The 22642-nt window shown below is 67.6% G+C and carries 16 protein-coding genes; 9 read left to right on the forward strand and 7 right to left on the reverse strand.

The features are described from left to right. Positions 1-37: 37 nt before the first annotated feature. From htpG to ACS5NL_RS06815, 6 genes are all read right to left on the reverse strand, one after another. A complete protein-coding gene (gene htpG, locus ACS5NL_RS06790; RefSeq protein WP_439352880.1) occupies positions 38-1903 on the reverse strand; it encodes a molecular chaperone HtpG in 1866 nt (621 codons plus the stop codon). Between the two features lie 104 nt (positions 1904-2007). Further along, the gene (locus tag ACS5NL_RS06795) at positions 2008-3282 is read right to left on the reverse strand and encodes an esterase/lipase family protein (RefSeq protein WP_439352881.1); all 1275 of its coding nucleotides are present in this window, start codon (positions 3280-3282) and stop codon (positions 2008-2010) included. Between the two features lie 86 nt (positions 3283-3368). Further along, positions 3369-4580, reverse strand: a complete 1212-nt coding sequence (locus ACS5NL_RS06800; protein ID WP_439352882.1) for a pseudouridine synthase — start codon at positions 4578-4580, stop codon at positions 3369-3371. A 57-nt stretch (positions 4581-4637) separates the two neighbouring features. Continuing rightward, entirely contained in the window at positions 4638-5363 is a 726-nt protein-coding gene (locus ACS5NL_RS06805; protein ID WP_439352883.1) for a Crp/Fnr family transcriptional regulator, read from the reverse strand. 74 nt (positions 5364-5437) lie between these two features. After that, positions 5438-6331 carry a UbiA family prenyltransferase gene (locus ACS5NL_RS06810; protein WP_439352884.1) on the reverse strand — a complete coding sequence of 298 codons (894 nt, stop codon included), beginning with the start codon at positions 6329-6331 and terminating at the stop codon, positions 5438-5440. After that, positions 6328-9795 (reverse strand): hypothetical protein, encoded by a 3468-nt coding sequence (locus ACS5NL_RS06815; protein ID WP_439352885.1) that lies wholly within the window; start codon positions 9793-9795, stop codon positions 6328-6330. The genes ACS5NL_RS06810 and ACS5NL_RS06815 overlap by 4 nt, the downstream gene beginning before the upstream one ends. A gap of 327 nt (positions 9796-10122) precedes the next feature. Here ACS5NL_RS06815 and ACS5NL_RS06820 point away from each other — a divergent pair, with 327 nt between their 5' ends. The 8 genes from ACS5NL_RS06820 to ACS5NL_RS06855 all read left to right on the forward strand — a co-directional run bounded on the left by ACS5NL_RS06820 (position 10123) and on the right by ACS5NL_RS06855 (position 19741). After that, complete coding sequence (locus ACS5NL_RS06820) at positions 10123-12069, forward strand: AMP-dependent synthetase/ligase (protein ID WP_439352886.1); 1947 nt, start codon at positions 10123-10125, stop codon at positions 12067-12069. Continuing rightward, the gene (locus ACS5NL_RS06825) at positions 12066-12848 is read left to right on the forward strand and encodes an ABC transporter ATP-binding protein (protein WP_439352887.1); all 783 of its coding nucleotides are present in this window, start codon (positions 12066-12068) and stop codon (positions 12846-12848) included. The genes ACS5NL_RS06820 and ACS5NL_RS06825 overlap by 4 nt, the downstream gene beginning before the upstream one ends. Before the next feature lie 9 nt (positions 12849-12857). Beyond that, a complete protein-coding gene (locus ACS5NL_RS06830) occupies positions 12858-13787 on the forward strand; it encodes a branched-chain amino acid ABC transporter permease (RefSeq protein ID WP_439352888.1) in 930 nt (309 codons plus the stop codon). A gap of 12 nt (positions 13788-13799) precedes the next feature. Next, positions 13800-14858, forward strand: coding sequence for a branched-chain amino acid ABC transporter permease (locus tag ACS5NL_RS06835; RefSeq protein ID WP_439352889.1), 1059 nt, complete (start codon positions 13800-13802; stop codon positions 14856-14858). Between the two features lie 46 nt (positions 14859-14904). Then, the gene (locus ACS5NL_RS06840) at positions 14905-16236 is read left to right on the forward strand and encodes an ABC transporter substrate-binding protein (RefSeq protein WP_439352890.1); all 1332 of its coding nucleotides are present in this window, start codon (positions 14905-14907) and stop codon (positions 16234-16236) included. Between the two features lie 182 nt (positions 16237-16418). Further along, positions 16419-17231, forward strand: coding sequence for an ABC transporter ATP-binding protein (locus tag ACS5NL_RS06845; protein WP_439352891.1), 813 nt, complete (start codon positions 16419-16421; stop codon positions 17229-17231). A gap of 147 nt (positions 17232-17378) precedes the next feature. After that, positions 17379-18626, forward strand: a complete 1248-nt coding sequence (locus ACS5NL_RS06850; RefSeq protein WP_439352892.1) for a phenylacetate--CoA ligase family protein — start codon at positions 17379-17381, stop codon at positions 18624-18626. 122 nt (positions 18627-18748) lie between these two features. Continuing rightward, entirely contained in the window at positions 18749-19741 is a 993-nt protein-coding gene (locus ACS5NL_RS06855; protein ID WP_439352893.1) for a tripartite tricarboxylate transporter substrate-binding protein, read from the forward strand. A gap of 63 nt (positions 19742-19804) precedes the next feature. On the opposite strand, the gene ACS5NL_RS06860 is transcribed toward ACS5NL_RS06855, so the two are convergent. Next, on the reverse strand, positions 19805-20131 hold the full coding sequence (locus ACS5NL_RS06860; RefSeq protein WP_439352894.1) for a DUF1840 domain-containing protein: 327 nt from the start codon (positions 20129-20131) through the stop codon (positions 19805-19807). A 124-nt stretch (positions 20132-20255) separates the two neighbouring features. Between ACS5NL_RS06860 and ACS5NL_RS06865 the strand changes: the two genes are divergently transcribed. Beyond that, the gene (locus tag ACS5NL_RS06865) at positions 20256-22640 is read left to right on the forward strand and encodes a bifunctional salicylyl-CoA 5-hydroxylase/oxidoreductase (RefSeq protein ID WP_439352895.1); all 2385 of its coding nucleotides are present in this window, start codon (positions 20256-20258) and stop codon (positions 22638-22640) included. The last annotated feature ends 2 nt before the right edge of the window (positions 22641-22642 follow it).

Below are 22642 nucleotides of genomic sequence, written 5' to 3' on the forward strand. Positions count from 1 at the left end.
GCCCGGGCTTGGGACTGTCGCCTTTGCGCCGCAGTGCTCAGACCAGCAGCGCATTGACGCGCCGCACATAGGCGGCCGGATCGTCCGGCAGGCCTCCCTCGGCCAGCAGGGCCTGGTCGAACAGGATGTGGGCCAGGTCGTCGAAATGGGCCGAGCCGTCGAGCTTCTTCACCAGGGCGTGTTCGGCGTTGATCTCCAGGATCGGCCGGACCTCGGGCGCCTTCTGGCCAGCCGACTTCATCAGGCGCGCCAGCTGCGTCGAGTACTCGCCGTCCTCCACCACCAGACAGGCCGGCGAATCGACCAGGCGCGTGGTCACCCGCACGTCCTTGGCCTTGTCCTTGAGGCTTTCCCTGAGCTTCTCCAGCACCGGCTTGAAGGTTTCGGCCGCCTGTTCGGCCGCCTTCTTCTCTTCCTCGTCCTGCAGCTGACCCAGGTCCACCGCGCCCTTGGCCACGCTCTGCAGCGGCGTGCCGTCGAACTCGTTGAGGTAGGACAGCGCCCACTCGTCGACCCGGTCGGTCATGAACAGCACCTCGATGCCCTTCTTGCGGAACACCTCCAGCTGCGGGCTGTTGCGCGCCGCGGCCGCACTGTCGGCGGTGATGTAGTAGATCGCCGACTGGCCTTCCTTCATGCGGGCCTTGTAGTCGGCCAGCGACACGGTGACCGCGTCGTTCTGGGTCGAGGCAAAGCGCAGCAGCCTGGCGAGCTTGTCGCGGTTGGTGAAGTCCTCGCCCAGGCCTTCCTTGAGCACGGAGCCGAACTCGCCGTAGAACGCGGTGTACTTGTCGGCGTCCTTGGCCAGGTCGTCCAGCAGCGACAGCACGCGGCGCGTGTTGCCTTCGCGGATCGCCTTCACGTCGCGGCTTTCCTGCAGCAGCTCGCGGCTGACGTTCAGCGGCAGATCGGCCGAATCGACCACGCCCTTGACCCAGCGCAGGTACGAGGGCATCAGGCTCTCGGCCTCGTCCATGATGAAGACGCGCTTGACGTAGAGCTTGATGCCCGCCTTGCGGTCGCGGTTCCACAGGTCGCCCGGCGCCTTGGCCGGGATGTAGAGCAGCTGCGTGTACTCGGTGCTGCCTTCGACGCGGTTGTGGCTCCAGGCCAGCGGCGCTTCCTGGTCGTAGCTGAGGTTCTTGTAGAACTCGGCGTACTGCTCGTCGCTGATGTCCTTCTTGCTGCGGGCCCAGAGCGCGTTGGCCGAGTTCACGGCTTCCCACTCGTCCTGCTGCACGTACTCGCTCTTCTCCGCGTCCCACTCTTCCTTCTGCATCAGGATCGGCAGGCTGATGTGGTCGGAGTACTTGGAGATCAGCGACTTGAGCTTCCAGTGGCTCAGGAACTCGGTCTTGTCCTCGCGGATGTGCAGTGTGATGGTGGTGCCACGCGCGGCGCGTTCGATGGTCTCGACCTCGAAGTCGCCCGTGCCGCCGCTGGTCCAGCGCACGCCCTCGGCCGCCGGCAGGCCGGCGCGGCGCGACTCGACCACGATCTGGTCGGCGACGATGAAGCCCGAATAGAAGCCGACGCCGAACTGGCCGATCAGCTGCGCGTCCTTCTTCTGGTCGCCGCTCAGGCGCCCCATGAAGTCTTTGGTGCCGCTCTTGGCGATGGTGCCCAGGTGCTCGACCGCCTCGGCCTGGCTCATGCCGATGCCGTTGTCGGTGATGGTGATGGTCCTGGCGCCCTGGTCGAAGGCCACGCGCACGTCGAGGTTGGGCGCGTCTTCGAACAGCGCCGGGTCGTTCAGGCCCTCGAAGCGCAGCTTGTCGCAGGCGTCCGACGCGTTGGAGACCAGCTCGCGCAGGAAGATCTCGGGGTTGGAGTACAGCGAGTGGGTGACGAGGTGCAGCAGCTGGGCCACTTCGGCCTGGAAGTTCAGGGTTTGTTTGCTCATGCTTCGTTCGAGGTCAGAAGGTCGGAAAAAGGGGCATCACCGCCCGGCCCGGCGGCGGGCGTGCGGCGCTTGCGAGGGCGCAATTATGGGCGCCCGGCGGCTTTTCAAGCCGGAGCGCGCCCGGCCGCCAGCCAGGCCTGCAACTGCTCGGCCACCGGCCGGCTGGAGAGCAGATCGAGATGGCCGGTGCGCCAGGCGATCTGCTGGTGGCCGGGCGCAAACGCCAGCTGCCGCGCCGGGTCGTCGTGCTGCCCCAGCGCACTGCGCAGCGGCACCAGACCATCGCCGGTCAGCCGGTCCGCCAGCAATCCGCGCTGTCCGGCCAGGGTCGCCGCCACAGCGAAACAGGCCACGCCGTCGGGCAGGGGCAGCGGCACGCGGCGGTCTTCGGGCGAGCCGAAGCGGTCGCGGCCCTGCCAGTCGGCGTCCTGCACATGGCCGTGGCGCAGGTCGGTGATGCCCGCGCTGCGCAACTGGCCCAGCCGGGTGAAGGGCGCGGTGAAGGGGGTGGCGGCCAGCAGCAGATCGACCCCGTGGCCCGCCCGCTCCAGCGGTGCGCCGTGGTGCGGCGTGCCCAGGAAGACCAGTTCGCGCAGCCGCGACGGCCACCGCTGGCCGGCCGCGCGCGCCACCTGCACCGCCGAGCGTGACACCAGGCCACCCATGCTGTGGCCCACGATGGTGATGCGCTCCAGCGGCACCGGCCAGGCCGCCACCAGCCGCTCCAGCAACGCCGCCAGCTCGCGGCCATTGGTCGAGGTGTGCAGGCCGGAGTTGTAGCGCAGGTAGACCGGCGTGCAGCCCAGCGCGCCGGCCAGGAACTCACCGTGATCGTGCTTATCGCGCCGCCACTGCGCATCGTTCATGCACAGGCCATGGACCAGCAGCAGCAGATGCGGACCGGCCCGCGCGCCCAGCGCCGCCTGCAACGACGGCGGGTTCAGCGCCAGCGTCTGGCCGCCGTGGCGCAGCAGCATGGGCTGGGCCAGCGCGTTGCCGGTGAGCTGCAGCCGGTCGCCCAGCACGCCGTTGAGCGCCGCCAGCACGGCCTCGCGCCCGGGCGAGGCTTCAGGGTGTGTGGCCGGGTCGTCGACCAGGGGCAGCAGGGCGCCGAGCGCCGCATCGGTGCCCCAGCCCACCAGCCGGGTCACCCCGCGCACCACCTGGTAGATCTGCCCCGTGAGCCCGCTGGCCTGCTCCTGGGAAGCCCCCGAGGAAAAACCCAGTCGCCGCCGCACCGCCTGGTGCACGCCCTCGGTGAGGTTGATGACGCCATGCGTCGCCTGGGCGGCAAGCTGCGCGGCGGCCTTCAGGTCCGCCGGGCGGACGTGGCGCAGGACAGCGGCTTTTTGAGGATTGGGTGGGGTGCGGGCGGTCATGGGCCATTGTGGGCGGCGCTCCCCGTCGCGCCTGGGCATGGCTCCCTAAAGACGCTGTGCCGCGATCTCGCCCTGCAGAGCCGGACTCAGAACCCCTCGTTCGCGCCCAGATACCGCCACTGCCCCACCGGCAGGTTGCCCAGCACGACATTGCCGATGCGGATGCGCTTGAGGCCCACCACGTGCAGGCCGACCTGCTCGCACATGCGGCGGATCTGGCGCTTCTTGCCTTCCTGGAGGACGAAACGCAGCTGTTCGGGGTTCATCCAGTCGACCTGCGCGGGTTTGAGCGGCTGCTCGTCCAGGCTCAGACCATGGCGCAGCCGCGCCAGCTGCTCGGGCGGGAAGATCGCCTGCACGTTCTGGGTGACCAGGCCGGCGCCCTGCGGGCCGTTGGGCGCCCACTGCACGCGCACCAGGTATTCCTTTTCGATGCCGCTGTTCTCGCCGATGAGCTGGCGCGCGATGCGGCCGTCCTGCGTGAGCACGAGCAGGCCGGTGGAGTCGATGTCCAGCCGGCCGCAGGGCGCCAAGCCCCGGGTGTGTTCGGGTGCGAAGCGTCGCCCGTCGCTTGGTGTGCGGGCATCGCCGCGCCACTGGCTGGGCGCGCCGATCAGCGTGGCGGCGGCTTCGTGGCCGTCTTCCGGCTGGCCGCTCACATAGCCCACCGGCTTGTGCAGCAGGATGGTGACCTGGCCGGCCTGCTGGTGGCGGGCCTGCGGCAGCACCTCGACCTGCGCGTCGGGCGGCACCGGCTGGCCCATCACGGCCGGCTGGCCGTTGACCAGCACCCAGCCGCGCGCGATCCACTCGTCGGCCTCGCGGCGCGAACACAGGCCGAGATCGGCCATGCGCTTGTTCAGCCGCACCTCGCCGTTGACGTTGCCTACCCGGGCCAGGTCGGGCCGGGCATCGCGCGGCGGGCGGGCCGGACGCATGCCTTCGGGCGCAGAACGGGGGCCGGAAGGCGGCGTGGGCCGCTTGTCGGCGTTGCTCAGACGGGGAGCGTCGGCGCGCGGACCGCCACCCCGGGGGCCGTAGCCGCGGGGCGCGTCGTCCCGGCCGCGGGGGCCTGCGCCCCGTGGGGCGTCAGCGCGCTCAGCGCGGTCGGAGCGGTCGCCGCCCTCGGGTCTCTGGGCGGCCCAGGCGGCTTCGCGCTTGGCGCGTTCGGCCTGCACTTCGGACAGCGGCCGGGCACGGGCGGGGCCGCGCGGGCGCACGGGGGCGCGGGGCGCGGCCGGCTTGGCGGCGGCAGGCTGGGCCTTGAGCTGCAGCGTTTTCTTGGGTGTGTCGGTCATGCCCCGATGATCCCACGGCAGCGTCCGGCGGTCACGCGCGACAGCGCATCGCAGGGGTCACAGCTCGCCGCTGCGCAGCGCCTGCAGCTCCAGCACGCGCAGGCCGCCGTACTCGACCCGGATCCAGCCCTTGGCCGACAGCGTGGTGAGCGCCTCGTTCACCCGCTGGCGCGACAGGCCCACGAGATAGGCCAGTTCCTGCTGCGTGATGCGCAGGATGCCGCCCACGTTGGGCGAGAGCAGCGGGTGGAACAGCGCGGCCAGGTTGCGCGCCACCCGCAGGTCGGGGCTGGAGATGCGGTCGATCTCGCGCGCCGCGATGAACTGGCCCAGCCGCTCGTTGAGCTGGTTCATCACGAAGCGGTTGAAACCGATTGAGTGGTCCAGCAGCCAGTGGAAGTTGTCGACCGGCAGGCCGGCGACGCGGCTCTTGCGCAGCGCCTGGATGTTGTAGCGGTACTGCTCGCGCTTGAGCACCGTGCCCTCGCCGAACCAGCCGCCGGGCGCCACGCCGGTGAAGGTGATGACCGCGCCCTGCGAGTCGTCGTTGCTCATCTTGAGCAGGCCGTCGAGCAGGCCGAACCAGTAGGTGGCCGGGCGCCCGATGCGGCAGATCAGCTCGCCGACCTGCACCTCGTTGACCACCAGCGCATCGAGCGCGCGCTGGCGTTCGGACTCGGTCAGGCCGTCCAGCCAGGGGATTTCCGACAGCTCGTCTTTCGACGGCGGGCGGGCGCTGGCGCGCAGCGCGGCACCGGAGCGCAGGGGAGTCAGGGGAGCCATGGCGATGGTCCTGTCACGTTGGGTGTCACCGACGCGGGCGGCGGGCCTCGTCCCGCCTCGATGGGCGGCGCTCTTCAGGCCAGCAGCACGGACAGGATCATGACCATGCCGATGCCCGCGTACAGCAGACGATAGCGTACCTGCAGCCGCCGCACACTCCGGAACGGCAATCCGTCGCGCCAGGCGAGCAGTGTCCACAGGGCATGCAGCGGATAGGTAACGGCCACCACGCCCGCCAGCGTCGATGGCACCGCTCCCTGCATTGCCAACACGACCAACAGCACGTTGGCGACGGTGAAGAGCCCGAATGCAACAGCGAAGCACCGCCTCGGGCCAAACCGCACCGCATTGGTCTGGATGCCGCTGCGCCCGTCGGCCTCGCAATCCCGAACCTCCTGCGTCAGGTGTCCCGCACTGAACACCAAGGCGAAGAACAGGCCGATTTCCAGACCGTTGGCGTCCAGCCCGCGGAACACCGAATAGCCCATCAGGAAATGCAGCACCCCGCTGACCAGGTGCAGCAGCGAGTTGGCCACCGGAACGCCCTTCACAGACACCCCGGGGACGGAATACAAGGCGCTGGCGGCCGCGATCAGCAGCCCCAGCGACAGGGTCGTCGGCCCCAGCTGCGCAAACGTCGCAAGGCCCAGCAGCAAGGTGACCATGGTCAGCACACCGATCTCATGGCTCTGGACACCCCGCTTGAGAAACACGCCGGAGGACCGCGCCGGATCGAGCAGGTCCTGATGCACGCCGGCCCAGTCGTTGAGCAGAAACACGTGGGCCACCAGCAAGGCGTTGCCGACCGTCAGCCAGGTCAATAGCCACAGGCTGTCGCCCGTCATTGGCCCCATGCCGAATACCGCGCCGAGCAGGGGCGCCCCCTGCAGCACCAGAACTTCGTCGTAACGGATGCACGACAGCAGCCGCAATGCCCATCGCGCACCATGGGGTCGCTCCAGCATCATGGCCGCACCTCCACGCCAAGCTGGTACAGGCGCTGCCAGATCGCGTACCCCACGTCTTCCGACCAGTAGTAACGGGACACCGAGGCGGAGAGGTCGTTGTGGTAGAGCATGGGAGGGTTCTGGCGCACCGGTGTGAACCGGTCTTTCGACAACTCCTGCAACAACTGAAGCACCTCACTCCTGGCGGGTCCATTGCCTTCTTCCAGCTGCACCAACATGCGAACAGCATCCAGCCAGATCTGCTGCCCGGCAATGTCGGTCTGAGTCCGCGCCGCCGGCAGCGGCAGTTCGCAGCCGGCGGCCTTCATGTCGGGTTGTCGCAGCACCGGGACAAGTGGCGCCCGGCGGTAGTACACCCACAGGCGTTCCTCGCCGACGGACTTGCGCAGCGCGTTGCAGAGCGACCGGGCTTCGGGCGGATCGACCTGCGCAAGCCACATCAGCAAGTGCATCTGGATGGCGACATCGGGAGGATTCGGATCGGAACCGGGGTTGAGGCACTGGGTGTGACCAGGTTGCGCCAGCCAGGTCTGGTACAGGCCTTCGCCGGTGCGGTAGCGCCGCAGCGTCTCCAGCGCGGCCGGTCGCAACGACCCATCGCCGGGCGCCAGGCGCCACACCAGCGCGGTGTCGTCGGTGTCGGGCGTGATGGTGCACATGCTGTTTTCGGTGTTGGCACGCCCGCCGGGTTTGCCGTGGTACCGGACCAGGCCACCGGACTCGATCTGGCTGCGCAGGTGGTGGCGGGCCCGCTCCAGGCTGCCCGCCAGCGCCGCCGACCCGGACCCGAGCAGATCGACCATCAGGGCGGTGACGTAGGTGTTCATCTCCCGTCCGGGCCCTTCGAAGTGCGTCCCGGCGGTGTGCGAGGTGAACCAGTAGCCGTCGGCCTGCTGCCGCCGGTGGATCAGCCCGACGGCCAGCTGTGCACTCGACGCCAGCGCCTCGTCCGACCCGCGGTGCTCGCGCCCGTCGGCGGGACCGGGCGGCGCCGGTTCGACGCGAACGCCGTTCAGGCCGACGACCAGGTTGCGGGCATCGCCATTGGGCAATGGGTTGACGGTGGCGATGTCCAGCGCCATCAGGCTCAGCAGGTTGCGCCCGGCATGCAGACGGGTGCGCACGGCGACCGAGGCCGCGCCGCGGAACGCACGGACGCCTCTCGCCGGCACATCGTCGTGCAGCAACAGGATCCGCCGGTCAGGGGTGGTCAGACCGGGGCCGGGCAGCACATCGAACCGCAGCTCCACGTCGCGCTCCTGCCGCGACCAGAGGGCGAACTCCAGCCCCTCGGCATAGCCCTGGCCCAGCCACAGGAATCCGCGTTCGCTGCCGCCCTGGTCTTCGATCGGCCACGGTGTCAGCCACATGGCCGGATCGAGGCCCACCTGGCCCCGGAGCGGGGGCGCGATGGCGACCAGTGGCGCGGCCGAAGGCCCTTGCGCGACGCCGAACGGCGTCTCGTTCGGCTTCGCAGCCGCCTTCACCTCGTACAGCCGCAGGCCGGGCGAACGCAGCGGAATCTCCCGCAGGCCGGTCTCCGCCCCGAGCCACTGCGCGAACAGGCGAACTTCTTCGGTCGACAACCAGCGGTATCTCGCCTGCTGATCGTTGTGGATCAACACATGGGTCACCCGCTCCGTGTCCATGAGCCGCCGCATCCGGACCGGATCGAAGCCACCGGTGCCCCACGGGATCACCACATTGGCGTAGTGCGCGTCCGGCGCAAAGAGCGGGTATTCGCGCGTGTCCTTGTCGCCGATGAGCAGCACGCGGGACCCGGCGGGCAGCACCGATCTGGTCACCTCGCTGAACGGCTCGTCGAGCACCACGCCGGGCGCCGCCCCGGGCGTGGCCTGCTGCAACACCTCCTGGACCAGCGAACGGACCGGCTGGAACGCGGCGTAGGCGACCGCCGCCGCCGCCAGTGCCCCGGCAACGCGGCGGCCCGACAGGTGCGGAAGCAGCACCGTGATCCCCAGGGTCAGGGTCAGCGCATAGGCACCCACCAGAAACCGACCGGGCACGTCGGAATGGACCATCCAGCGCGCCCCGAACAGGATCGCCCCCCACAGAGGAATGGCCAGCAGCGCCAGCACCGAGGCATCGGTCAGCCGGACGCGGGGCCATGTCGACACCAGGTTGCGCGCCACGTGCACCAGTGCCACCAGCAACACCGGCAACCAGAACAGGCCCCACAGCGAGTACCGGGCGGCGTATCCCGGCAGTGCGTAGACGAACCGGCCCGGCCAGAAGCCATTCGCTTCCCCGTCCAGGGGCCGGCCGGCCCCCAGGGCATCGATCGCCTGGTTGGCCACCCGGCTGAAGCCGGTGCGCCCCTTCTCGGAAACCGGCACCACCGGCAACTCCAGCGACTGGAAGGCAAAGCGCACCGCATGCGTGTACATGACCTGTGGTTCGATCTTCGCCTTCACCCCTTGCTGCGCCAGCTCGGGCCCCATCGGATGGCCGTGGTTGATGGTGTTGAAGACCAGCGGGATCAGCAGCGCGCTCAGCAGGCCTGCGCACAGTCCTCCCGTCGCCAGGAACTTCAGCCGCCGGGCGCGCGACAGCTCGCCGGATGCCCACCACACGATCAGCACCAGGCTGGGCAGCAGCACCACCGGGAACGACCGGACATTGATGCACAGCACAGCGAACACGCCCAGAAAGAAACACCGGACCGGTCCCGGCGCAGCGCCTACCGTCAGCGCCCAGTGGGCGAGACCGAGCAGGCTCAGGATCGCCCAGATTTCCGGCTTGAGGCCCGTCGTGCTAGCGAGCACCAGCGGCGTCGAGACCAGGACCAGCACCCCCGCCAGGGCCGCGGTCTGCCCCAACCGGAGCGCCCGCAGGAGCAGGTACTGCCCCACGGCCACCAGCGGCAACGCCATCCCGAAGACCAGGCGGCCGGCCAGCTCCGACTTGGTCAGCAGCACCGGCCACAGGAAAAACAGTTCGCTGCCGAACGGCACGATGTTCTGCTGGAAGATGTGCGCGTCGTAGGGGAACGCGCTGCGGTTCTGGACCCAGTGAATGACCCGGGTGGCGTGGTAGAGCCAGTCGTCCGAGTTCCGCAGCGGCGCCATTCCCTGCCTCACCGTCGCCAGCAGGACAACCGCGCCGACGACGCACAGCAGCAGGCGACCCCACCCCGAAAGCCCACCGACCAACGCGGCCAGCCCCGAGCGCAGCCGGCGCCCGGACTGCCCGACACCCTGCAGCGCGTGCCCGCGCCAGCCCCCCGTGAACGATAGGGTCAGAGCACCCATCAGCCCCTGCACCAGCAACCACCCCGTCGGGGTCAGCTGGTGGACCAGGGAGGTCAGGCTAGTGATGCCACCAACCTGCAGCATCAGGACGGCCACAAAGACCCAGAAACGGTCGGCCGGCGAGCTCATCAGGTGTGAGGCCCAGCGCAGCGAGACCCAGACCATCAGCAGCAGGGAAAGGAGAAAAAGCATGGGTGGCGGTGTTTGGTGTTCTTTTGCCCCCTGGACCGTTGGCGCCACGTGAGCGGCCTGCGCCCTGTGGAAAAGGTGCGCCCATCCTTGCGTCCCGGCGATGCACCCACAGGTTCGACAGCACAGACGGCTTCTTGAGCCGCCGCGTGTCCGCCCCGGAACTGTATGACAGGACTTCCCTAGGGAAAGTCCTAGCAGGGATGACCCCTCAATTGTCGTCGCACCGACAACATGACGTCAAACATCTGCCTACGATCCGCCCATCGCATTCCATCGAACAGCACCTTCATGGCCCCCAGGGGCTGCGGCGCTTCAGGAGACAAGCCCATGCAAACGACCTTCCCCCGGCTTCTGCTGGACCACGCCACCCGGCGCCCGACCGGGCCGGCCATGCGTGAGAAGGAATACGGCATCTGGCAGACCACCAGCTGGTCGGCCATGGCCCAGCTGGTCGAGGCCATCGCCTGCGGCCTGCACCAGGCCGGCCTGCAGCGCGGTGAACACATGGTGGTGATCGGCGCCAACCGCCCCCGCCTGTACGCCACCATGCTGGCCGCCCAGTCGCTGGGCGCGATCCCGATTCCCCTCTACCAGGACGCGGTCGGCGCCGAATGCGTGTTCCCCATCAACAACGCCGAGGTGCGCTTCGCGGTGGTGGAAGACCAGGAACAGGTCGACAAGATGCTGGAGATCCAGGACCGCTGCCCGCAGCTGCAGCACATCTATTACGACGACCCGCGCGGCCTGCGCAACTACGACCAGCCCGGCCTGGGCGGTCTGGAAGAGCTGGTGGGCGGCGGCCAGGCCTTCGCCAAGGCCCACCCGGGCTTCTTCCGGGAAGAGATCGAAAAGGCCCAGCCGGCCGACGTGGCGGCGATGTTCTTCACCTCCGGCACCACCGGCAACCCCAAGGGCGTGGTGCACACGCACGCCACCCTGATCGACCGCGCCGCCGTCGGCGCGCGCTTCGACAAGCTGACCGAGAAGGACGAGGTGCTGGCCTACCTGCCGCCCGCCTGGATCGGCCAGAACATCTTCAGCTACGCGCAGTGGCTGGTGGCCGGCTACGTGGTGAACTGCCCCGAGTCGGGCGCCACGGTCACCATCGACCTCAAGGAAGTCGGCCCGACCTACTACTTCGCACCACCCCGGGTGTTCGAAGGCCTGCTGACCACCGTGATGATCCGCATGGAAGACGCGGGCGCGATCAAGCGCAAGATGTTCCACGCCTTCATGGACGTGGCGCGCCGCGTCGGCCCCGCGAAGATGGACGGCAAGTCGGTCGGCCTGCTCGACAACCTCAAGTACGCGCTGGGCAACTTCTTCGTCTACGGCCCGCTGCGCAACAGCCTGGGCATGAGCCGGGTGCGCGTGGCCTACACCGCGGGCGAGGCCATCGGCCCCGACCTGTTCAGCTTCTACCGCTCGATCGGCATCAACCTCAAGCAGCTCTACGGCTCGACCGAGACCGCCGTGTTCGTCTGCCTGCAGCCCGACCACGAAGCGCGCGCCGACACCGTGGGCGTGCCCTGCGAAGGTGTCGAGATCAAGCTCAGCGACACCGGCGAGATCCTGGTGAAGTCGCCCGGCCTGCTCAAGGAGTACTACAAGAACCCGGCCGCCACGGCCGAGGTGCTGACCGCCGACGGCTGGTACCACACCAGCGACGCCGGCTTCATCGACGCCTCGGGCCACCTGAAGATCATCGACCGCGTCAAGGACGTGGGCCGCATCCGGGGCGGCGCCTTCGACAACGCGATGTTCGCGCCCAAGTACGTCGAGAACAAGCTCAAGTTCTTCTCGCACATCAAGGAAGCCGTGGCCTACGGCGACCAGCGCGAGAAGGTCTGCGTGATGGTCAACATCGACTTCGAGGCCGTGGGCAACTGGGCCGAGCGCCGCAACCTGCCCTATGCCGGCTACACCGACCTGGCGCAGAAGCCCGAGGTGTACGAGCTGATCCGCGAATGCGTGGAGAAGGTCAACGCCGACCTCAGCCGCGACGAGCTGCTGGCCGGCAGCCAGATCAGCCGCTTCCTGGTGCTGCACAAGGAGCTGGATGCCGACGACGGCGAACTCACGCGCACCAACAAGGTCCGCCGCGGCTTCATCGCCGAGAAGTACAACGCCCTGATCGACGCGCTGTACGGCGGCAAGACCGAGCAGTACATCGAAACCCAGGTCAAGTTCGAAGACGGCCGCACCGGCAGCGTGAGCGCCACGCTGCAGGTCCGCGACGCCAAGACCTTCGCTCCCGTGAAAGCCGCAGCATGACCAAAAAGATTGGCGACGTCATCCTCGACGTCCAGAACATCAGCCTGCGCTTCGGTGGCGTCAAGGCGCTGACCGACATCTCGTTCAACGTCAAGGAACACGAGATCCGCGCCATCATCGGCCCCAACGGCGCCGGCAAGAGCTCGATGCTCAACTGCATCAACGGCGTCTACCAGCCGCAGGAAGGCCAGATCACCTTCCGCGGACAGCACTTCCGGCACATGAACAGCCGGCAGGTGGCCGAGATGGGCATCGCGCGCACCTTCCAGAACCTGGCGCTGTTCAAGGGCATGAGCGTGATCGACAACATCATGACCGGCCGCAACCTGCGCATGAAGAGCAACCTGTTCCTGCAGGCGCTGCGCATCGGCCCGGCGCAGAAGGAAGAAGAGAAGCACCGCGAGTTCGTCGAGCACATCATCGACTTCCTCGAAATCCAGGCCTTCCGCAAGACCCCCGTGGGCCAGCTGCCCTACGGCCTGCAAAAGCGCGTCGACCTCGGCCGCGCGCTGGCGATGGAGCCGCAGGTGCTGCTGCTGGACGAACCCATGGCCGGCATGAACCTGGAAGAGAAGCAGGACATGAGCCGCTTCATCCTCGACGTGAACGACGAGTTCGGCACCACCATCGTGCTGATCGAGCACGACATGGGCGTGGTGATGGACATCTCCGACCGCGTGGTGGTGCTCGACTACGGCAAGAAGATCGGCGACGGCACGCCCGAAGAAGTGCGCACCAACGAAGAAGTCATCAGCGCGTACCTCGGTACGAGCCACTGAGGAAAAGACATGGGACCATTTCTGGAAACACTGTTGGGCGGCCTGATGGCAGGCATGCTCTATTCGCTGGTCGCGCTGGGCTTCGTGCTGATCTTCAAGGCCTCGGGCGTCTTCAACTTCGCGCAGGGCGCGATGGTGCTGTTCGCCGCGCTGGCGATGGCGCGATTCTCCGAGTGGATCCCGCACTGGCTGGGCATCGAGAGCAAATGGCTGGGCAACGTGCTGGCCTTCGTGGCGGCGGGCGCCTGCATGTTCGTGCTCGCCTGGCTGATCGAGCGGCTGGTGCTGCGCCATCTGGTGAACCAGGAAGGCGTGACGCTGCTGATGGCCACGCTGGGCATCACCTACTTCCTGGACGGCCTGGGCCAGACCATCTTCGGCAGCGACATCTACAAGATCGACATCGGCATGCCCAAGGACCCGATCTTCCTGTTCGAGAGCGTGTTCGAAGGCGGCGTGCTGGTGAACCAGGAAGACGTGATCGCCGCCGTGGTCGCCGCCGCGCTGGTGGCCTCGCTCTCGCTGTTCTTCCAGAAGACCAGCACCGGCCGTGCGCTGCGCGCCGTGGCCGACGACCACCAGGCCGCACAGTCCATCGGCATCCCGCTCAACCGCATCTGGGTCATCGTCTGGTGCGTGGCCGGCATCACCGCGCTGGTGGCCGGAATGATCTGGGGCTCCAAGCTGGGCGTGCAGTTCTCGCTGACCACGGTGGCGCTGCGTGCGCTGCCCGTGATCATCCTGGGCGGCCTGACCTCGGTGCCCGGCGCCATCATCGGCGGCCTGATCATCGGCGTGGGCGAGAAGCTCTCCGAGGTCTACCTCGGCCCCATGGTCGGCGGCGGCATCGAGATCTGGTTTGCGTATGTGCTGGCGCTCGTGTTCCTGCTGTTCCGGCCTCAGGGTCTGTTCGGCGAGAAGATCATCGATCGCGTGTAAGGAGACAAGAACATGTTCTATCGCGAAAACGGCCAGTTCAAGACCTCCTACCGCACCGACCAGCAGATCTTCCCGATCGCGCAGGACCGCTGGGCCATCCTCGCCCTGATCGCCTTCGCCTTCATCGGCGTGCCCTTCCTGGTCGACGAATACCTCTACCGCGCCATCCTGATCCCCTTCCTGATCCTGTCGCTGGCCGCGCTGGGCGTGAACATCCTGGTCGGCTACTGCGGCCAGATCTCGCTGGGCTCGGGCGCCTTCATGGCGGTCGGGGCCTACATGGCCTACAACACCTACATCCGCATCGACGGCATGCCCCTGGTGCTGGCCCTGCTCTCGGGCGGCTTCTTCGCCACCCTGGTCGGGATCTTCTTCGGCATCCCCAGCCTGCGCGTGAAAGGCCTCTATCTCGCGGTGGCGACGCTGGCGGCGCAGTTCTTCTGCGACTGGGCCTTCCTGCGCGTGGGCTGGTTCACCAACAACAACGCCTCGGGCTCGGTCTCGGTGTCCGGCCTGTCGGTGATGGGCTGGACCATCGACACCCCGATGGAGAAGTACCTGTTCTGCCTGGCCTTCCTGGTGGTGTTCGCACTGCTGGCCAAGAACCTGGTGCGCTCGGCGATCGGCCGCGAGTGGATGGCGATCCGCGACATGGACGTCGCCGCCGCCGTGATCGGCATCCGGCCGATGTACGCCAAGCTCAGCGCGTTCGCCGTCAGCTCCTTCATCGTCGGCGTGGCCGGCGCGCTCTGGGGCTTCGTGCACCTGGGTTCGTGGGAGCCGGCCGCCTTCTCGATCGACCGCTCGTTCCAGCTGCTGTTCATGGTGATCATCGGCGGCATGGGTTCGATCATGGGCAGCTTCTTCGGCGCGGCCTTCATCGTGCTGCTGCCGATCTTCATCGAGCGCATCAGCCTGCTGGTCGGCCTGTCGACCGCCGCCGCCGCCCACATGACCTTCATGGTGTTCGGCGCGCTGATCGTCTGGTTCCTGATCGTGGAACCCCACGGCCTGGCCAAGCTCTGGAGCATTGCGAAGCAAAAGCTCCGCCTGTGGCCTTTCCCCCATTGATTCCCTTTTCTGTGTGTGCCTGACCTGTCCTTAAGGAGACAAAGCGATGAAAGTACGTAACCTGGTTCTCTCCGTGTCGATGGCCTGTGCGGCGCTTTCCGGCGCCCTGGTGTCGACGTCTGCCATGGCTCAGGCCAAGGAGCAGTTCTTCCCCGTGCTGGTGTACCGCACCGGTGCCTACGCTCCCAACGGCGTGCCATGGGCCAACGGCTATGTCGACTACCTCAAGCTGGTCAACCTGCGCGGCGGCATCAACGGCGTGAAGATCACGTTTGAAGAATGCGAGACCGGCTATGCCACCGACAAGAGCGTCGAGTGCTACGAGCGCCTCAAGGGCAAGGGCGCGACCGTGTTCCAGCCGCTGTCCACCGGCGCCACCTTCGCACTGACCGAAAAAGCCCCGGTCGACAAGATCCCGCTGATCACCGCCGGCTATGGCCGCAGCGAATCGGCCGATGGCGGCGTGTTCAAGTGGAACTTCCCGATCGCCGGCACCTACTTCGTGGCCGCCGACGCGATCATCCAGCAGATCGGCAAGAAGGAAGGCGGACTGGCCAACCTCAAGGGCAAGAAGATCGCGCTGGTCTACCACGACAGCCCGTTCGGCAAGGAGCCGATTCCCCTGCTGCAGGAACGCGCCGCACAGTTGGGCTTCCAGCTGAGCATGCTGCCCGTGACCGCGCCTGGCGTGGAGCAGAAAGCCACCTGGCTGCAGGTGCGCCAGACCAAGCCCGACTACGTCGTGCTGTGGGGCTGGGGCGTGATGAACTCCACCGCACTGAAGGAAGCCCAGGCCACCGGCTACCCGCGCGAGAAGATGTACGGCGTGTGGTGGGCCGGTGCCGAGCCGGACGTCAAGGACGTCGGCGCGGGCGCCAAGGGCTACAACGCCGTCACCATGCAGCACGGCACCGAAAAGAACGCCGACGTGGTCAAGGAAATCCTGGCCAAGCTGCACGACAAGGGCCAGGGCACCGGACCGAAGGAAGAAGTCGGCGACGTGCTGTACATGCGCGGCCTGATGAGCGCCATGTTCGCCGTCGAAGGCGTGCGCGCTGCCCAGGAACGCTTTGCCAAGGGCAAGGTCGTGACCGGTGAGCAGGCCCGCTGGGGTTACGAGAACCTGAACCTGACGCAACCCAAGCTGGATGCGCTGGGCTTCAAGGGCGTGATGCGCCCGGTCTCCACCAGCTGCCAGGACCACATGGGCGCCAACTGGGCCCGCATGCACACCTGGGACGGCAGCAAGTGGCAGTTCAGCAGCGACTGGCTGCAGGCCGACGAGCAGATCCTCAAGCCGCTGGTGAAAACGGCTGCCGACAAGTACGCGGCCGAGAAGAAGCTGACGCGCCGCGCTGGCGCCGACTGCCAGAGCTAAGCCCACTCCCGCCGCGCTACGCGCGACCCCCTCAAGGGGGCGACACCTGCGGCCCGGCAGAGCCGGTTCCGCGGTGTCCCTTGAAGCGGTCGCCGCTGTGTTGGCGGGCCTTGGCGGCTGACTCCAGCCGCCATTCACAAGACCTGCTTGCGGGTCTTGTGAATGGTCCACGAGGAAACACCATGAGCACCACACCCAACATCGTTCTCAACGTCAACGGCATCGAGGTCATCTACAACCACGTGATCCTCGTGCTCAAGGGCGTGTCGCTGAACGTGCCCGAAGGCAAGATCGCGGCCATCCTGGGCGGCAACGGCGCGGGCAAGACGACCACGCTGCGTGCCATCTCCAACCTGCTCAAGGGTGAGCGTGGCGAGGTCACCAAGGGCAGCATCGAGCTGCGCGGCGAACGCATCGAAAACCTCTCGCCCGCCGACCTGGTGCAGAAGGGCGTGGTGCAGGTGATGGAAGGCCGGCACTGCTTCGCCCACCTGTCGATCGAAGACAACCTGATGACCGGCTCCTACACGCGCACGGACAAGGCCGAGGTCGCGCGCAACCTGGAGAAGGTCTACAACTACTTCCCGCGCCTGAAGACGCGCCGCACCTCGCAGGCGGCCTACACCTCGGGCGGCGAGCAGCAGATGTGCGCCATCGGCCGCGCGCTGATGGCCAACCCCAGCGTGGTGCTGCTGGACGAGCCCTCGATGGGCCTGGCGCCGCAGATCGTGGAAGAGGTGTTCGAGATCGTGAAGGACCTCAACACCAAGGAAAAGGTCACCTTCCTGATCGCCGAGCAGAACACCAACATGGCCCTGAAGTACGCCGACTACGGCTACATCATGGAAAGCGGCCGCATCGTGATGGACGGCGCCGCCAGCGACCTGCGCAACAACGAGGACGTCAAGGAGTTCTACCTCGGCATGGGTGGCGGCGAGCGCAAGAGCTTCAAGGACGTGAAGAGCTACAAGCGCCGGAAAAGGTGGCTTGCCTGAGCAAGCCGCTTTTTCCGCGCTTGTGGCCCACCCCCGCGCCGCCTTCGGCGTCACCCCCTCAAGGGGGCGGCGCTGGCGGCCCGGCAAAGCCGGTTCCGCGGCGCCCTTGGTTGAAGACATCTCACTCAAACACCTCTGGTTTTCGACATGACCGAACACTTCGACGCCCTGGAAACCCGATCCCCTGCCGAGCGTGAAGCGGCTCAGATGGCCGCACTGCCGGGTCAGCTGGCGCACGCGAAACAGAACAGCGCGGCGTTTGCCGACATCCTGCGCGACATCGATGTGGCCGGCATCGACAGCCGCGCCGCCCTCACGCGCATCCCGGTGACGCGCAAGAGCGAACTGCTGGAGCGACAGAAGGCCAAGCGCCAGCACGATGCCTTCGGCGGCTTCTCGGCCCTGGTGCGCGGCCCGGCGATGTCGCGCATCTTCGCCAGCCCCGGCCCGATCTACGAGCCCGAGGGTGCCAGCAAGGATTACTGGCGTGCGGGCCGTGCCTTGTTCGCGGCGGGGTTCCGCGCCGGCGAGCTGGTGCACAACAGCTTCAGCTACCACATGACCCCGGGCGCCTTCATTCTCGAATCGGGCGCGCACGCGGTGGGCTGCACGGTGTTCCCGGGCGGCGTCGGCCAGACCGAGCAGCAGCTCGAAGCGATGGTCGACCTCAAACCCGACGCCTACACCGGCACGCCCAGCTTCCTGCGCATCCTGCTGGAGAAGGCGGCCGAAGCCGGCATCGCGCTGCCCAGCCTGACCAAGGCCTCGGTCGGCGGCGAAGCCTGCCCGCCCAGCCTGACGGCCTGGTTCAAGGAGCACGGCGTCGACGTCTACCAGACCTACGCCACCGCCGACCTGGGTCTGGTGGCCTACGAGACCGCGTCCCGCGAAGGCCTGGTTCTGGACGAAGGCGTGATCGTGGAGATCGTGCGCCCCGGCACCGGCACGCCGGTGGACGACGGCGAAGTCGGCGAACTGGTCGTGACCACGCTCAACAGCGCCTACCCGCTGATCCGCTTCGGCACCGGCGATCTCTCCGCCATCCTGCCCGGCCAGTGTCCGACCGGTCGCACCGCGCCGCGCATCAAGGGCTGGATGGGCCGCGCCGACCAGACCACCAAGATCAAGGGCATGTTCGTCCACCCCTCGCAGGTGGCCGAGATCACCCGGCGCTTCCCCGAAGTGCAGCGTGCGCGCCTGGTCGTCAGCGGCGAGATGGCCAACGACAGCATGTGCCTGCAGGTCGAGGCGACCGAGGTGGCCGACGGGCTGCGCGAGCGCATCGAGGAAGCCATGCGCGACATCACCAAGCTGCGCGGACAGGTGCAGGTGGTGCGTCCCGGCAGCCTGCCCAACGACGGCAAAGTGATCGAAGACGCCCGCAGCTACAAGTAAGTTCGGCGAAAGCTCCGGAAAACGCAGGGTTTCCCCGTGGTCGCCGCTAAGTAATTTCCGCCATTTCGGCACCGCCGGCGGGGGCTACCATGCGGCGCTGAACATCCCCAAGGAGCCCCCGCATGAAAAAGATTCTGGCTTTTGCCGTGACCGCCGCCGTCTCCGTCGGCGCCTTTGCCCAGGCCTACCCCAGCAAACCGATCACCCTGGTCGTGCCGTTTGCCGCTGGCGGCCCCACCGACCTGGTGGCCCGCCAGCTGGCCGAAGCCATGCGCAAGCCCCTGGGCGGCGCCAACATCGTGGTCGACAACGCGGCCGGCGCCGGCGGCACGATCGGTGCCGCCAAGGTCGCGCGCGCCGCACCGGACGGCTACACGCTGCTGGTCTGGCACATCGGCATGGCGGCCACCACCAGCCTCTACCGCAAGCAGACCTTCAAACCGCTGGACGATTTCGAGTTCCTGGGCATCATCAACGACGTGCCCATGACCATCGTCGGCTCCAACAAGCTGTCGCAGAACCGCCGCTACCGCGACTTCGAGAACTACGTCCGCACCAACGCCGACAAGGTCAACCTGGCGCACGCCGGCCTGGGCTCCGCCTCGCACCTGTGCTCGCTGATGTGGCAGTCGGCCATGAGGCTGCCCAAGCCGCTGACGACCATCGCCTACAAGGGCACCGGCCCCGCGATGAACGACCTGATCGGCGGCCAGGTGGACATGATGTGCGACCAAACCACCAACACCGCCTCGCAGATCGAGTCGGGCCGCGTGCGCGGCTACGCCGTCACGACCGCCAAGCCGCTGACCGGCAACAAGCAGCTGAGCGACCTGCCGACGCTGGATGGCCTGGGCCTCAAGGGCTTCAACCTGACCATCTGGCACGGTCTGTACGCCCCCAAGGGCACGCCCGCCGACGTCCTGAAGAAGGTCAATGACGCCCTGATGGTCGCCCTGAAGGACCCCGATTTCATCAAGCGCCAGGCCGACCTGGGCGCCCTGGTGGCCGCCCCCAACGACAAGCGCGTCACGCCCGCCGGCCACAAGGCCTTCGTCGCCGGTGAAATCACCAAGCTCAAGGCCGCGATCGACGCCGCCGGCGAATTCGCCGACTGAGCGCCACCACCTTCCGCCATGAAAAAGGCCCGCTTGCGCGGGCCTTTTTTTTGTCGTGCCGCCTCAGACGCCCCAGACCACCTCGACCTCGGCCTTGAGGCTGCGCTGCAGCATCTCGATGAACGGCGCGCTGCGCATGCGCAGGCTGATCGCATCGAACTGTGGCACCGGGTCGCCGTTGGCCGCCGCTTCGTCCTTCATCCTCTGCTGCGCCATCTCTTCGGCCTTCACGGCCGCGTTCAGGGCCTCGATGGCGCCGGCCATCTCCTGGTGGCGGATGACACCCGCATGTGCCGGGTCCTTGCCCAGGATTTCCAGGATGCGTTTGCCGCTGGGTGCGAGCATGACCAGATCGGCGGTTTCGCGGGATTTGAATCGGTACAGGGACATGGGGCCTCCTTGGATGAATGGAAGGCATTCTTGCACCTTGAGCGGCCCGGGGACAGCGCATGCACCCACCCGGTACGGGTTTACCCGGTTGGCCGCATTTAGTTCAGGCTTAAACTAATCAAGCATGAACACTTCAACTCTGGCGCTGCAGCGCATCCTGTGCATCGGTGGCGGCCCGGCGGGCCTCTATTTCGGCCTGCTCATGAAACGCCGCTTCCCGCACCTGCAGGTGACGGTGGTCGAGCGCAACCGGCCGTTTGACACCTTCGGCTGGGGCGTGGTGTTCTCCGACCAGACGCTGCAGAACCTGCGCCGCGCCGACCCCGAGACCGCGCAGGCGATGCAGGACGCCTTCAACCACTGGGACGACATCGAGGTGTTCTACAAGGGCGCCAGCGTGCGCTCCGGCGGCCACGGTTTCATCGGCATCGGCCGCAAGCGCCTGCTCAACATCCTGCAGGAACGCTGCCAGGCCCTCGGCGTGGATCTGGTGTTCGAGACCGACGTGACCGACGACCAGGCGCTGGCGCAGCAGTACAACGCCGACCTGGTGATCGCCAGCGACGGCCTCAACAGCCGCATCCGCACGCGCTACGAGAGCACCTTCCAGCCCGACATCGACACCCGCCTGTGCCGCTTCGTCTGGCTGGGCACAAAGAAGACGTTTGACGCCTTCACCTTCGCCTTCGAACAGACCGAGCACGGCTGGTTCCAGGCCCACGCCTACCAGTTCGATGGCGAGACCTCGACCTTCATCGTCGAGACGCCCGAACCGGTGTGGAAGGCGCACGGCCTCGAAGACATGAGCCAGGAAGACGGCGTGGCCTTTTGCGAAAAGCTGTTCGCGAAGTACCTCGACGGCAACGCCCTGATCAGCAATGCGAAGCACCTGCGCGGCTCGGCCAACTGGATCCGTTTCCCGCGCGTGATCTGCAACACCTGGGTGCACTGGCAGGACATTGCGGGCAAGCAGACGCCCATCGTGCTCATGGGCGACGCCGCGCACACCGCGCACTTCTCCATCGGTAGCGGCACCAAGCTGGCGCTGGAAGACGCGATCGACCTGGCCGACGAGTTCACGAACAACGCGGGCGCCGACATGGCCACGGTGCTGCAGGGCTACGAAGCGCGCCGCAGCGTCGAGGTGCTCAAGATCCAGAACGCCGCGCGCAACTCCACCGAGTGGTTCGAGCACGTGGACCGCTACACCGGCCTGGAGATCCCGCAGTTCGCCTACTCGCTGCTCACGCGCAGCCAGCGCATCAGCCACGAGAACCTGCGCCTGCGCGATCCACAGTGGCTGGAAGGCTATGAGAGCTGGCTGGAGTCCAGGGCCGCAACCGGCAGTGCGCCGAAGAAGCACCCCACCCCACCCATGCTGCTGCCGCTCAAGGTCCGCGGCACCGAGCTGAAGAACCGCATCGTCGTCTCGCCCATGGCGCAGTACAAGGCCACCGACGGCGTGATCGGCGACTGGCACCTGATGCACCTCGGTGCACGCGCCGTCGGCGGCGCAGCGCTGGTGATGGTGGAGATGACCAGCCCGACGCCAGAAGGCCGCATCACCCCGGGATGCCCCGGCCTGTGGAACGACGCGCAGCAGGCCGCGCTCGCCCGCATCGTGGACTTCGCGCACCAGCAGAGCAGCGCCAAGGTCGGCCTGCAGCTCGGCCACAGCGGCCCAAAGGGGTCGACGCAACTCGGCTGGGAGGCCATCGACGAGCCGCTCGCGCAAGGCAACTGGCCGCTGCTCTCGGCCAGTGCCGTGCCCTACGGCGAACAGAACCAGGTGCCGCGCGCCATGACACGCGCCGACATGGACGCGATGACCGCGGCCTTCGTCGCCTCGACGCAGCGCGCCGCCGCCGCCGGTTTCGACTGGCTGGAGCTGCATGCGGCCCACGGCTACCTGCTCTCGGCCTTCATCTGCCCGCTCACCAACCGGCGCACCGACGACTACGGCGGCTCGCTGGAAAACCGCTGCCGCTACCCGCTCGAAGTCTTCGCCGCCATGCGCGCCGTGTGGCCCGCCGACAAGCCCATGAGCGTGCGCATCTCGGCGCACGACTGGGCGCCCGGCGGCAACACACCCGACGACGCGGTCGCCATCGCGCGCCTGTTCAAGGCCGCGGGCTGCGACGTGATCGACGTCTCCTCGGGCCAGACCACGCGCCAGGCCAAACCGGTCTACGGCCGCATGTACCAGACCCCGTTCGCCGACCGCATCCGCAACGAGGTCGACATCCTGACCATGGCCGTCGGCGCGATCAGCGAGGCCGACCACGCCAACAGCATCATCGGCGCCGGCCGTGCCGACCTCTGCGCCGTGGCCCGCCCGCACCTGGCCGACCCGGCCTGGACCCTGCACGAAGCCGCGAAGCTGCAGACCCGCGCCGTGCAATGGCCACCCGCCTACGAAAGCGGCCGCGACCAGCTCTACCGCGAGATCGCGCGGCAACAGGCGCTGCAGGGCGCGACCGTCACCACCGATCCGGCGGAAACCCAATGAAC

The sequence above is a fragment of the Hydrogenophaga sedimenti genome (genome assembly GCF_051857515.1).
Lineage (GTDB): Bacteria > Pseudomonadota > Gammaproteobacteria > Burkholderiales > Burkholderiaceae_C > Hydrogenophaga.

Coding starts and splice junctions, on each gene's coding strand:
- htpG (WP_439352880.1), bottom strand. CDS start 1,903: ATGAGCAAACAAACCCTGAACTTCCAGGCCGAAGTGGCCCAGCTGCTG.
- ACS5NL_RS06795 (WP_439352881.1), bottom strand. CDS start 3,282: ATGACCGCCCGCACCCCACCCAATCCTCAAAAAGCCGCTGTCCTGCGC.
- ACS5NL_RS06800 (WP_439352882.1), bottom strand. CDS start 4,580: ATGACCGACACACCCAAGAAAACGCTGCAGCTCAAGGCCCAGCCTGCC.
- ACS5NL_RS06805 (WP_439352883.1), bottom strand. CDS start 5,363: ATGGCTCCCCTGACTCCCCTGCGCTCCGGTGCCGCGCTGCGCGCCAGC.
- ACS5NL_RS06810 (WP_439352884.1), bottom strand. CDS start 6,331: ATGATGCTGGAGCGACCCCATGGTGCGCGATGGGCATTGCGGCTGCTG.
- ACS5NL_RS06815 (WP_439352885.1), bottom strand. CDS start 9,795: ATGCTTTTTCTCCTTTCCCTGCTGCTGATGGTCTGGGTCTCGCTGCGC.
- ACS5NL_RS06820 (WP_439352886.1), top strand. CDS start 10,123: ATGCAAACGACCTTCCCCCGGCTTCTGCTGGACCACGCCACCCGGCGC.
- ACS5NL_RS06825 (WP_439352887.1), top strand. CDS start 12,066: ATGACCAAAAAGATTGGCGACGTCATCCTCGACGTCCAGAACATCAGC.
- ACS5NL_RS06830 (WP_439352888.1), top strand. CDS start 12,858: ATGGGACCATTTCTGGAAACACTGTTGGGCGGCCTGATGGCAGGCATG.
- ACS5NL_RS06835 (WP_439352889.1), top strand. CDS start 13,800: ATGTTCTATCGCGAAAACGGCCAGTTCAAGACCTCCTACCGCACCGAC.
- ACS5NL_RS06840 (WP_439352890.1), top strand. CDS start 14,905: ATGAAAGTACGTAACCTGGTTCTCTCCGTGTCGATGGCCTGTGCGGCG.
- ACS5NL_RS06845 (WP_439352891.1), top strand. CDS start 16,419: ATGAGCACCACACCCAACATCGTTCTCAACGTCAACGGCATCGAGGTC.
- ACS5NL_RS06850 (WP_439352892.1), top strand. CDS start 17,379: ATGACCGAACACTTCGACGCCCTGGAAACCCGATCCCCTGCCGAGCGT.
- ACS5NL_RS06855 (WP_439352893.1), top strand. CDS start 18,749: ATGAAAAAGATTCTGGCTTTTGCCGTGACCGCCGCCGTCTCCGTCGGC.
- ACS5NL_RS06860 (WP_439352894.1), bottom strand. CDS start 20,131: ATGTCCCTGTACCGATTCAAATCCCGCGAAACCGCCGATCTGGTCATG.
- ACS5NL_RS06865 (WP_439352895.1), top strand. CDS start 20,256: ATGAACACTTCAACTCTGGCGCTGCAGCGCATCCTGTGCATCGGTGGC.